Below are 11,265 nucleotides of genomic sequence, written 5' to 3' on the forward strand. Positions count from 1 at the left end.
TTAACGAAAAGACGGGGGACTCAACAATGAAAATTACCGGACGAATACTGGTTGTCTGTATCTGCCTCGGCCTCGGGGGCGCCGCCAGCCCCTTGCTGGCCGAAGAAGCCAAACCCGCCGCAGACCAGGCGGAAGCCAAAGCGGCGCCCAAGGACATGGTCCTCAAGGGCGATGCCGTGTGCACCCAGTGCCACGACGAGACCGAAGTCTATCCGGTGCTGGCGATCGGCAAGACCCGGCACGGCGTGATGGCGGACAAAAATACACCGACTTGCACCACCTGCCACGGCGAGAGCAAGAGCCACCTGAACATACCGAAGGGCGAGAAGGATCGTCCCAAGCCGGAACGCCTCTTCGGCATGCGCCCGACGATCCCGGCCGAGCTCCAGGTGGAACGCTACTTCGGGTTGTTCGGCAAGAACACCAGCACGCCGGTGGCCGAACGCAATGCACCCTGCCTCGAGTGCCACAACGGCGGGGAGCGCATTCACTGGGTCGGCAGCGCGCACGAGGCGGGCGATGTCGCCTGCACTTCCTGTCATCAGATTCACACGACCCACGACCGGGCTCGCGACAAGCATGCCCAGACGGAGATGTGCTTCGCCTGCCACAAGGAACAGCGCGCCCAGATGAACCGGCCGTCGCGCCACCCGATCAAGGAAGGCAAGGTCGCCTGCTCGGATTGTCACAATCCGCACGGCAGCGCCGGACCCAAGCTGCTGGTGCGCGACAACGTCAATGACACCTGCTACCAGTGCCATATGGAAAAGCGCGGGCCGTTCGTGCGCACGCACGAGCCGGTGCAGGAGGACTGCTCGATCTGCCACAACCCGCATGGCGCCACGAATCCCAGCCTGCTCAAGCTGCGCTCCCCCTTCCTGTGCCAGTCGTGCCACGAACCGACCTCGCATCATTCGACCGTGCCGGAGGACGGCGTGGCGGGCGGCCTGAACCCGTCCACCGCCCAGGCCGTGATCATGGCGCGCGGCTGCACGAACTGCCATACGCAGATCCACGGCAGCAACAACCCTACCGATGGCACCGGCCGCGGGTTCCGCCGTTAACGTGTTAACGACAGCTAGTCAGCTAGAGAGGGGATGACATGAACGCGATTAGAAAGAGCTTTCTCCCGGGCATGCTGGCCGCGGCGGTGCTGGCCACACTTGGCTCCGCTGTCGCGGCGGAGGTTGACGAACTCACCGAGCTGACCAAGCCTGAAAGCACGGTCAGCGTGGGCATCGGGCATGTATCCCGGGACAACCAGCGCTTCGGCCAGTACACCGGACTGAACGAGAATGGTACCTACGGATTGGTCGATCTGGATTTCGTGCAGCGCGACGAAACCACCGGCACCTGGCTCAGGCTCAACGGACGCAACCTGGGCTTCGACGATCGCGAGTTGCGCCTCGAGCATGAGCGCCAGGGCGACTGGGGCTACTTCATCGACTTCAGTCAGACACCGCGGTTCGACCCGTACACCGTGACGACCACGCTCTCCGGCATCGGCACCACCACGCAGACTGTCGGCGGCAGCGCGACAGCGCAGCAATACCATCTCAAGACCGAGCGCGATGCGCTGACGCTCGGGTTTAACAAGGAACTCTCGGACAACCTGGGCCTGCAAGTGCGCTTCCGCAACGAGGAGAAGGACGGCGAACGCCTGTGGGGCCAGGGCACCTTTGGAACCTGGCGCTTCCTGACCGACCCCATCGACCAGACGACGCGCCAGATCGACGCCACGCTCAGCTACACAACCCGCAACCTGCAGCTTACGGGTGGTTACTACGGCACCGCGTTCGACAACAGCAATAACGTCCTCAACGTGCCGGGTTGCGCCATCTTTACGGGCTGCGACCAGATGGGCCTGCCGCCGGACAATGAATCGCACCAGTTGCATCTGGCCGGAGGCTACGACTTCACCAAGACGACCCGCGGAACCTTCAAGGTCGCTGTCGGCCGGATCACGCAAAACGAAGCCTTCGCCACCACGCCCACCGCCGGCGCTCCGGGCAGCCTCGACGGCCGTATCGACACGACCCTGGTGCAGGCCGGCCTGACCGCGCGCCCGATGTCAAAGCTGACGTTGCGTGCGGATCTGCGCTACGACGACCGTGACGACAAGACACCCGTGTTCACCTACTTTCCGCTCGCGGGAGTATCCGGCTCGACCACCGACGGCACCAATGAGCCACGCGACATCAAGACCATCTCGGGTAAATTTGAAGCGAGCTATCTGTTGCCGATGGCCTTTCGCCTGACCGGCGGCGTGGACTACGTGGAGAAGACGCGCAACAGCCCGCCGGTACGCTCGGTCAGCTTTCGCGAAACCACCGACGAGACGTCTTTACGCACCGAGCTGCGCCGCTCGATCTCCGAGACCGTGACCGGCGCGGTGTCGTTCATTCACAGCAACCGCGGCGGCTCCGATTGGCTGCTCAATCCCCTGTACATCAGTGGCGCCACCGGCAGCAACCAGGTCGCGCCGCTGCACTTGGCGGACCGCGACCGTGACCTGTGGCGACTGACATTGAACTGGATGCCGACCAACCCCCTGTCGGTCAGCCTGCGTCTCGATCAGGCACGCGACGAATACAGCGGGCGCGGCATCAGTGTCGTCGACCAGGCGGTGCGTGAAGGCAGGGCGGAGAACTACTCACTGGATGCGTCCTACAGCTTCACTGACGAAATGCAGGGGACGGCCTGGTACTCGGTCAATGACACCAGCCTGGAAAGCGTCCAGTGCCGCGCCGGGGCGGCGGATGCCTGCACGCCAGGGACCCAGCAGGTATGGGGATCGAACGTGCGCAACCTCGCGGACAGCTTCGGCCTTGGGCTACGCGCCGCACTCACTTCCAAGATTGAGCTGAGTGCGGATCTATCCCACTCGAAGGTGCGCGACGAGATGGAGCTGAGCTCGATCGCCGGCGCGGCCGTCAGCCCGCTGGACAACATCAACACCAAGGTCACGAGCCTGAATCTGTCCGTGAAATACGCGCTGCAGCGCAATGCGGGCATGCGGGTGATGTACATCTACGATCGCTACCGGACCGACGACTGGACCTGGGCGAACTGGAACTACAGCCCCGCCGATGGTGGCACCACCGTCCTGCAGGAGCCGACCCAGAAGGTGAGCTTTGTCGGTGTTTCGTATTATTACCGGTGGTGGTAGAACTGCCGGATTGATTGCGTTGGCGGCCGGCGGAAGCGCTAGACCGTCGCCGCTTCCACGAACGCGCGGTGGCGGCCGGTGTAGTTCGGCGTCCAGCCGGAGGTGTCGATGAAGTAGCGCACCGCCTTGCAGCGGGTGCAGCCGCGCATCTCGAACCAGTGCTCGGCGTTGGCCGGGACGTTGATATAATCGCCGCCGCTGACTTCCAGCAGGAACTGTCTGCCGTCCGGCTCGACGAAACCGAAGTAGCCGCTGCCATCGAGGATGTAGCGTACCTCGTCGTCGGCGTGGGTGTGGATCTTGTCGAACTTGGCCAGCATGTCGGCCAGCCCCGGGATGTCCTCGTGGATCACCACCATGTCGCGCGTCCGGTAGCCCTTCTCGCGCTTCAGCTCCTCGAAGCGGTTCTGGACGAAACCCAGCAGCTCTTCCTTCTCGGTGTCGTTCAGGCTTTTTCTTTGCATCAACTCCCTGGCGCGCGCATCCGCCGGGGCAGGCCAGTTGCGCAGCGTGATGCCCAGGCGCGCCAGGCGGCTCTGCACCGCGGGCAGGTCTTTCAATTCTGTTCCATCGGGAAAAATGATCCGGGCCATGATCTCTTCCTCCAGTTTTTAAAAGTTAACCGATGACCGGTTTCTCGCCGCCGGGGCGGCGCAGTGCCGGCCGCACCAGCCGCTTCGCGCTCGGCACCGGCTTGGCCGGTGGCGCCGGTGTTTCAACGGGCTGCTCCGTACGCGGCGCGGCCTCCTGACGTCGGACCTCCGGTTCGCGCGGACGTTCACGCTCCGGCCGCCGCGCCTCGCGCTCGCGGCCACGTTCCTGGCCGCGTCCGCGCTCGGGACGGCCGCCGCGTCCGCGATCGCCCCCGGGGCGGCGATCGCCACGGTCGTGGCGCGGGGGCCGCGCCACGCGCTCGATGGACGGCTGCATCTCCGGCAGCACCGGCGCGGTCGGGATCTTGTGGCCGATGTAGGCCTCGATCTCGGGCAGCCCGAACACAAAGCGCTCGCAGGCGAAGCTCACGGCGTCGCCGCTGGCGCCGGCGCGCGCGGTACGGCCGATGCGGTGCACGTAGTCCTCGGCGTTCTGCGGCAGGTCGTAATTGAACACGTGCGACACGTCCGGGATGTGCAGCCCGCGCGCCGCCACGTCGGTCGCCACCAGCACCGGCAGCCGACCCTCGGTGAAATCGAGCAGGATGCGCAGGCGCAGGTTCTGCGGCACGTCGCCCGACAGCACCGCGGCGTCGAGGCCGTTGGCCTTGAGCGTAGCGGCGATGTGCTCGGCCATGTCCTTGGTGTTGGTGAACACCAGGCTGCGGGTCGGGTCCTTTTGCCGCAGCAGGTGCACCAGCAGCGGCAGCTTCTCCTCGAGGGCGGTGTGATACAGCACCTGCGTGACCTTGTCGGCGGTGCGCTTGTCCGGCTCGATGCTCACGAACTGCGGGTTGTTCATATGCTCGTAGGCGAGTTCGGTGACGCGGTACGAGAGCGTCGCCGAGAACAGCATGCTGAGGCGCCTGGCCGGCGGCGGCATGCGTCGCAACAGGAAGCGGATGTCCTTGATGAAGCCGAGGTCGAACATGCGGTCGGCCTCGTCCAGCACCATGACCTGCACCGCGTTGAGATCGAACACGTGCTGCTTGAAATAATCGATGAGACGACCGGGCGTGCCGATCAGCACGTCGACTCCCTCTTCCAGCATCTTGCGCTGCGAGTCATAGCCGGTACCGCCGAACACGAGGCCGAGCCGGAAGCCGGTGTGCTTGCCCAGCACCTCGGCGTCCCGGTGAATCTGCACCGCCAGCTCGCGCGTCGGCGCCAGCATGATGGCACGCGGCTGGGTCGGGAGGCGGCCCTCGGCCGGGTGCGCCAATAAATGGTTGAACGCCGCCAGCAGAAACGCCGCGGTCTTGCCGGTGCCGGTCTGGGCCTGGCCGGCGACGTCCTGGCCGGCCAGCGCCAGCGGCAATGCCTCGGCCTGGATCGGCGTGCAATATTCGAAGCCGGCCTCGTGCACCCCGCGCAACAGGGGCTCGGGCAGGTTCAGTCCGGCGAAGGACTTGTCGCTGAGATGGTGATCACTCATAAAACGGGACCGCAAGCATATACGAATGGCAAGACGAGCGCAGCAGGGCTGCATTATCTTGGTTGCCCGACAGCACTTTTAAGGGCCGGCGCGGCGTGGCTTGCATTTCAGGCCTTTTTCACCGCAAACTATGGGCCTTCTAGCTCGTTCATTCAGCCCGCGGCCAGCCGGTCCGGCCGAATCCCATTGAACCCAGACGGAGGCGTGCGACACATGAGTCAAGGCATTGTAAACATCAGCGATGACAGCTTCGAGGCGGAAGTGCTCAAGGCCGAGGGGCCGGTGCTGGTGGATTACTGGGCGGAATGGTGCGGACCGTGCAAGATCATCGCTCCGGTGCTTCAGGAAATCGCCGAGGAATACAAGGGCAAACTCAAGGTCGCGAAACTGAACATCGACGAGAACCCGCAGACGCCGCCCAAGTACGGCATTCGCGGCATCCCGACCCTGATGCTGTTCAAGAACGGCAACGTCGAGGCCACCAAGGTGGGCGCAGTGTCCAAATCGCAACTGGCGGCCTTCATCGACGGCAACCTGTAAAAGGCGGCGCCGGTTTGCAACACTGGACGAGGATGGCAACTGGTGCTATCGTTTATTTGAAGTACAAAAATTCCAAGACGTTCCTGCTTCCAACCAACTCCTGATTATCCATTCCCCGGGCTTCACAGCGGGTCGGTAGCGCCCCTGGTACGTCCGGAAGCGGTGACCACATGAATGCAAACTTAATGAATCTCTCCGAGCTCAAGCGCAAGCCCGCGACCGAGCTCGCCGAAATGGCCGCGGCTCTCGACGTCGAAGGCGGCGGGCGGCTGCGCAAACAGGACCTGATCTTCGCGATCCTCAAGGCCCAGGCCAAGAAGGGCGAGGACATCATCGGCGAAGGCGTGGTCGAAATCCTGCAGGACGGCTTCGGCTTCCTGCGCTCGGCGGACGCCTCCTACCTCGCCGGGCCGGATGACATCTACGTCTCGCCCTCGCAGATACGCCGCTTCAACCTGCGCACCGGCGACACCGTCAAGGGCAATATCCGCCCGCCGAAGGAATCCGAACGCTACTTCGCCCTGCTCAAGGTCGACGAGATCAATTTCCAGAACCCGGACGAGGCCAAGAACAAGGTCCTGTTCGAGAACCTGACGCCGCTGCACCCGACCGACCGCTTCCGCCTCGAGCGCGACAACTCCTCGACCGAAAACCTGACAGCGCGCGTGATCGACCTGATCGCGCCCATCGGCAAGGGCCAGCGCGGACTGCTGGTGTCGCCGCCCAAGGCCGGCAAGACCGTGATGCTGCAGAACATCGCCCACGCCATTACCGCCAACCATCCCGACGTGTTCCTGATCGTGCTGCTCATCGACGAGCGCCCGGAAGAAGTCACCGAAATGCAGCGCTCGGTGCGCGGCGAGGTGATCTCGTCCACCTTCGACGAGCCGGCCAGCCGCCACGTGCAGGTCGCCGAAATGGTGATCGAGAAGGCCAAGCGCCTGGTGGAGCACAAAAAAGACGTCGTGATCCTGCTCGACTCGATCACGCGTCTGGCCCGCGCCTATAACACCGTGGTTCCTGCTTCCGGCAAGGTGCTCACCGGCGGTGTTGACGCCAATGCCCTGCAGCGCCCGAAGCGCTTCTTCGGCGCGGCGCGCAACATCGAGGAAGGCGGCAGTCTCACGATTATCGCCACCGCCCTGATCGACACTGGCTCCAAGATGGACGACGTGATCTACGAAGAGTTCAAGGGTACCGGCAACATGGAAATCCATCTTGACCGGCGCCTGGCGGAGAAACGCTCCTATCCCTCGATCAACATCAACCGCTCCGGCACCCGCCGCGAAGAGCTGCTGCTGATCCCGGAAGAGCTGCAGAAGATCTGGATCCTGCGCAAACTCCTGCATCAGATGGACGAACTCGAAGCCTCGGAATTCCTGCTGGAGAAGCTGCGGGCTACCAAAAATAACGGCGAATTCTTTGATTCCATGAAGCGCTAAGCAAGGCGTCCCTGTCTTAGCGCCCTCGATTTCGTCCGGAAATCGAAGCGCTAACGCGCGGCTTGCCCAAGCCCTTGATTGCGCTTAGAATGCCCGCCCTTTCACGCCCCGGTCGGAAATCGGCGGCAAAACCCTTAGAGATCAGTGATATGAAAGAAGGCATCCATCCGGCTTACCAGGAAATCACGGTCAATTGCAGCTGTGGCAACAGCTTCACGACCCGTTCCACCCTCGGCCATGAGCTGCACGTGGAAGTGTGCTCCGTGTGCCATCCGTTCTACACCGGCAAGCAGAAGCTGGTGGACACCGGTGGGCGCGTCGAGAAATTCCGCCAGAAGTACGCGCGCAAGTAAAAAGCTTAAGCCAGCACCTGACCACCACCCTCCGGATACCCTCCTCCTCACCTTCTTTCCCGCGGGAGAGAGGGTCGAACCGGGCGCGCGGCGCCCGACTTTGTGCACTCGGGGCGCTCGTGCTGAGCGCCTTTTTATTTTTCATCACCCTCCCGGCGGTCGCTTCCGCGCAGGCAGAAACGGCCCGGGTCCGGCATGTACTCGACGGCGACAGCTTCCTCCTCGCCGATGGCCGCCAGGTGCGCCTGATCGGCATCAACGCCCCGGAACTGGGCAAGGATGGCGCGCCCAGCCAGCCGTTGGCGCAACAGGCGCGCAACCGGCTTTCCCGGCTGATAAAGGGCCAGACGCTGACGCTTTCCCACGGGCGTGAGCGCCAGGATCATTACGGCCGCTGGCTGGTGCATGCGCGCCTTGCGGATGGTGCCAGCATCGAGGAAATCCTGCTGCGGGAAGGGCTCGCCTGGGCCATCGCCATTCCGCCCAACGTGGACCAGCTGGACAGCCTGCTGAGGGCGGAAACCGAGGCACGCGCGGCCGGCCGCGGCGTCTGGGGCGAAGCGGCTTACACCCCCAAACCGGCCAGCGACCTCACGGAAAAGGACACCGGGTTTCGGTTCATCCAAGGGACCATCCAGCGACGCGCCAAGGGGCGCAAGGTGATTTATTTCGACCTGGCCCCGCACGTGGCCCTGGTCGTACCGCACGCGGAGTGGAAAAAATACTTTGACGTGCAGGGAGGCACTAATGTCGCGGGAGACAGGATGTCGGGAGCGAACGAGGGAAAGTCAGCCGATCTGGTCGGCCGGAGCGTGGTCGCACGCGGCTGGCTCACGCAATCCAAAGGCCGGCTGCACCTGCGTGTGCCACACCCGGCCATGCTAACATGGCGCGATTAATCCCATGCGTAATCCTGCCTTCCGGTTGATTCATTTGCTGCTGACCGCGGTAATGGCTGGCGCCAGCGCCGGTTGCGCCATGAACCCGGTCAGCGGCACGCCGGACCTCGTGTTCATGAGCGAGTCCTCGGAAGTCAACATCGGCAGCACCAACGATGCCAAAATCCGTGAGAAGTATGGGGTTTATGACAACCCCGAACTGCAGGCCTATGTGCAACAGATCGGCCAGAAGCTGGCGGAACAAAGCCATCGCAAGAATCTCGGTTATCACTTCACCGTGCTCGACAGCCCGGAGGTCAATGCCTTCGCGCTCCCGGGCGGTTACATCTACATCACCCGCGGCATCATGGCCTACATCAATTCCGAGGCCGAACTCGCCGCCGTGCTGGGTCACGAGATCGGCCACGTCACGGCGCGTCACGGCGTGCGCCAGCACAGCGCCGCCACCGCCACCGGGATGGTCGGCGCGATCATCGGGGTCGCCACGGGGGTGCGTGTCAGCCAGGATTTGTTCAACGTGCTGGGCAACGCCATGCTTTCCGGATACGGGCGTGAACACGAACTCGAATCCGACCGGCTCGGCGCTGAATACATGGCTCGCGCGGGATACGATCCGCAGGCCGTGATCAAGGTCATCGGTATCCTGAAAAATCAGGAGGAATACGAGAAAAAAACCGCCGCCGCCGAGAACCGCGAGGCGCGCATCTATCACGGGGTGTTTGCCAGCCATCCCAGCGCCGACAAGCGCCTGCAGGAGGTTGTGGGGGAAGCCGACCGGTACAAAACCCTTTCAGCCCCCTATGTCGGGCGCGAGAATTATCTTAAACAGATCGAGAACCTGTCGTTCGGTACCGTCAAAAAGGCCGGCGTTCTTGTCGGCAACCGTTACTATTTGCCGGAATCGGACTTGAGTTTTGATTTTCCAAAGGGATGGTCTGTGCAACCGGCGCTCACGTCCCTGACGACCGTTTCGATGGCAAGCAACGATCAGCAGGCGCGGCTGCAGCTGGACATACATGATCTCGACAAGGACGTTACGCCTGATGAATTTCTGAAACGTCACATGCAATTGAACGACCTCCCCAAAGGAGAGTCCGTGAAAGGCTTGTCACAACCTTCGTTTACGACAATTTTGCCCATGGCCTCCGGTTTCAGCGCAAATGAAACCCGGGTTACCGTCATGCACTACAACAACAAGCGACTGCTGCTTCAGGGCACGGCAAAAACGCCCGGGGCTTTTGCCACGGCGGACCGTGTATTTCTGGCCCTGGCAGGCAAGCTGCGTCCCTTGAAGGCGGAGGAAAAAACGGCCGTGGAACGGCGTGGCCAGGGACAACGTTTGCGCGTCATCCGCGCCGTTTCCGGCGATAGCTTCGCGACACTCGCCAAAAAATCCACGCTGGAAAAATACAGCGAAGAGACCCTGCGTCTGATCAACGACAAGTTCCCGGACGGAGAACCGCAGGCGGGCGAATCCATCAAGATCATCGAATAGGCAACACCCATGAAAAATGAAATGAAGCAGGCCGCGCTCGATTATCATTCGAAGCCGGCGCCGGGGAAGATCGCCGTGGTGCCGACCAAGCCGTGCGAGACCCAGCAGGACCTTTCACTGGCCTACTCCCCGGGCGTGGCCGAGCCGGTGCGCGAGATCGCCAAGGATCCCGAGGCCGCCTACCGTTACACCAACAAGGGCAACCTGGTGGCGGTCATCAGCAACGGCACCGCCATCCTCGGCCTCGGCAACCGCGGTTCGCTGGCCAGCAAGCCGGTGCTCGAGGGCAAGGCGGTGCTGTTCAAGCGCTTCGCCAACATCGACGTGTTCGACATCGAGATCGACGCGCCCGACCGCGACAGTTTCATCGACACCGTGGCCTACATCGCGCCGACCTTCGGCGGCATCAACCTCGAGGACATCGCCGCGCCCGAGTGTTTCGCCATCGAGGAAATGCTGCGCGCGCGCCTCGACATCCCGGTATTCCACGACGACCAGCACGGCACCGCCGTGATCATCTGCGCGGGCCTGCTGAACGCGCTCGAACTCCAGGGCAAGAAACTGCCCGAGGCGCGCATCGTGCTGCTCGGCGCCGGCGCCGCCGGCCTGGCCACGATGCAGCTGCTGATCGCCCTGGGCGCGAAACGCGAGCGCATGCTGCTGCTCGACAGCCAGGGCGTGATCCATCCCGGCCGCCCCGACCTCAACATCTACAAGCGCCGCTACGCCCAGGTTACCGACAAGCGCACGCTCGCCGACGCCATGCAGGGTGCGGACGTGTTCATCGGCGTCTCGGCCGGCAACGTGGTATCGCCCGAGATGGTGGCGTCGATGGCGCCCAGGCCCGTGGTGTTCGCGCTGGCCAATCCCGACCCGGAAATCCGCCCCGAGCTCGCGAACGCGGTGCGCCGCGATCTCATCATGGCCACCGGCCGCTCGGATTACCCCAACCAGGTGAACAACGTGCTGGGTTTCCCTTACATCTTCCGCGGCGCGCTCGACGTGCACGCCAGCTCCGTCTCGCGCGCCATGCTCGTCGGCGCGGTGCACGCGCTGGCCAGACTGGCCCATGATCCGGTGCCCGCCGAGGTGCTGCGCGCCTACGGCCTGGAACGTCTGGAATTCGGTCCGGAATACATCATCCCCAAGCCGCTCGACCCGCGCCTGATCAAGACCATCCCGCCGGCCGTGGCCAGGGCGGCAGTCGATTCCGGCGTGGCGCGGGCGGGCTACCCGGCGCATTATCCGGCGCCGTGAGGCGCCAGACCGGCGTGGAGTG

10 protein-coding genes are annotated in these 11,265 nt (G+C 63.5%); 8 read left to right on the forward strand and 2 right to left on the reverse strand.

The genetic code is table 11. From position 1 onward, the window contains the following. The first annotated feature begins 26 nt into the window (after positions 1-26). Positions 27-1,064, forward strand: coding sequence for a DmsE family decaheme c-type cytochrome (locus SCL_RS13525; protein ID WP_096361704.1), 1,038 nt, complete (start codon positions 27-29; stop codon positions 1,062-1,064). 38 nt (positions 1,065-1,102) lie between these two features. Continuing rightward, positions 1,103-3,169 (forward strand): MtrB/PioB family decaheme-associated outer membrane protein, encoded by a 2,067-nt coding sequence (locus SCL_RS13530; protein WP_096361705.1) that lies wholly within the window; start codon positions 1,103-1,105, stop codon positions 3,167-3,169. 38 nt (positions 3,170-3,207) lie between these two features. On the opposite strand, the gene SCL_RS13535 is transcribed toward SCL_RS13530, so the two are convergent. Both SCL_RS13535 and rhlB read right to left on the reverse strand, forming a co-directional pair. Then, a complete protein-coding gene (locus SCL_RS13535) occupies positions 3,208-3,762 on the reverse strand; it encodes a 1,2-dihydroxy-3-keto-5-methylthiopentene dioxygenase (RefSeq protein ID WP_096361706.1) in 555 nt (184 codons plus the stop codon). Positions 3,763-3,787: 25 nt separating this feature from the next. After that, positions 3,788-5,257, reverse strand: a complete 1,470-nt coding sequence (gene rhlB, locus SCL_RS13540; RefSeq protein WP_096361707.1) for an ATP-dependent RNA helicase RhlB — start codon at positions 5,255-5,257, stop codon at positions 3,788-3,790. A 213-nt stretch (positions 5,258-5,470) separates the two neighbouring features. Here rhlB and trxA point away from each other — a divergent pair, with 213 nt between their 5' ends. The 6 genes from trxA to SCL_RS13570 all read left to right on the forward strand — a co-directional run bounded on the left by trxA (position 5,471) and on the right by SCL_RS13570 (position 11,243). Next, positions 5,471-5,797: a thioredoxin TrxA gene (gene trxA / locus SCL_RS13545; protein ID WP_096361708.1), complete on the forward strand. Its 327-nt coding sequence runs from the start codon at positions 5,471-5,473 to the stop codon at positions 5,795-5,797. Between the two features lie 185 nt (positions 5,798-5,982). Continuing rightward, positions 5,983-7,239 carry a transcription termination factor Rho gene (gene rho, locus SCL_RS13550; protein ID WP_096361709.1) on the forward strand — a complete coding sequence of 419 codons (1,257 nt, stop codon included), beginning with the start codon at positions 5,983-5,985 and terminating at the stop codon, positions 7,237-7,239. 149 nt (positions 7,240-7,388) lie between these two features. After that, on the forward strand, positions 7,389-7,592 hold the full coding sequence (gene rpmE, locus SCL_RS13555; protein ID WP_096361710.1) for a 50S ribosomal protein L31: 204 nt from the start codon (positions 7,389-7,391) through the stop codon (positions 7,590-7,592). A gap of 119 nt (positions 7,593-7,711) precedes the next feature. Further along, the gene (locus SCL_RS13560; RefSeq protein WP_172426062.1) at positions 7,712-8,491 is read left to right on the forward strand and encodes a thermonuclease family protein; all 780 of its coding nucleotides are present in this window, start codon (positions 7,712-7,714) and stop codon (positions 8,489-8,491) included. Between the two features lie 4 nt (positions 8,492-8,495). Continuing rightward, on the forward strand, positions 8,496-9,986 hold the full coding sequence (locus SCL_RS13565) for a M48 family metalloprotease (RefSeq protein WP_096361712.1): 1,491 nt from the start codon (positions 8,496-8,498) through the stop codon (positions 9,984-9,986). A 9-nt stretch (positions 9,987-9,995) separates the two neighbouring features. Continuing rightward, entirely contained in the window at positions 9,996-11,243 is a 1,248-nt protein-coding gene (locus tag SCL_RS13570) for a malic enzyme-like NAD(P)-binding protein (RefSeq protein WP_096361713.1), read from the forward strand. Positions 11,244-11,265: the final 22 nt, after the last annotated feature.

Origin of the sequence: Sulfuricaulis limicola (assembly GCF_002355735.1) — a bacterium.
GTDB lineage: Bacteria > Pseudomonadota > Gammaproteobacteria > Acidiferrobacterales > Sulfurifustaceae > Sulfuricaulis > Sulfuricaulis limicola.

Bases quoted from the DNA above. Each gene is read 5' to 3' on its own strand.
- SCL_RS13525 (WP_096361704.1), top strand. From the start codon at position 27: ATGAAAATTACCGGACGAATACTGGTTGTCTGTATCTGCCTCGGCCTC.
- SCL_RS13530 (WP_096361705.1), top strand. From the start codon at position 1,103: ATGAACGCGATTAGAAAGAGCTTTCTCCCGGGCATGCTGGCCGCGGCG.
- SCL_RS13535 (WP_096361706.1), bottom strand. From the start codon at position 3,762: ATGGCCCGGATCATTTTTCCCGATGGAACAGAATTGAAAGACCTGCCC.
- rhlB (WP_096361707.1), bottom strand. From the start codon at position 5,257: ATGAGTGATCACCATCTCAGCGACAAGTCCTTCGCCGGACTGAACCTG.
- trxA (WP_096361708.1), top strand. From the start codon at position 5,471: ATGAGTCAAGGCATTGTAAACATCAGCGATGACAGCTTCGAGGCGGAA.
- rho (WP_096361709.1), top strand. From the start codon at position 5,983: ATGAATCTCTCCGAGCTCAAGCGCAAGCCCGCGACCGAGCTCGCCGAA.
- rpmE (WP_096361710.1), top strand. From the start codon at position 7,389: ATGAAAGAAGGCATCCATCCGGCTTACCAGGAAATCACGGTCAATTGC.
- SCL_RS13565 (WP_096361712.1), top strand. From the start codon at position 8,496: ATGCGTAATCCTGCCTTCCGGTTGATTCATTTGCTGCTGACCGCGGTA.
- SCL_RS13570 (WP_096361713.1), top strand. From the start codon at position 9,996: ATGAAAAATGAAATGAAGCAGGCCGCGCTCGATTATCATTCGAAGCCG.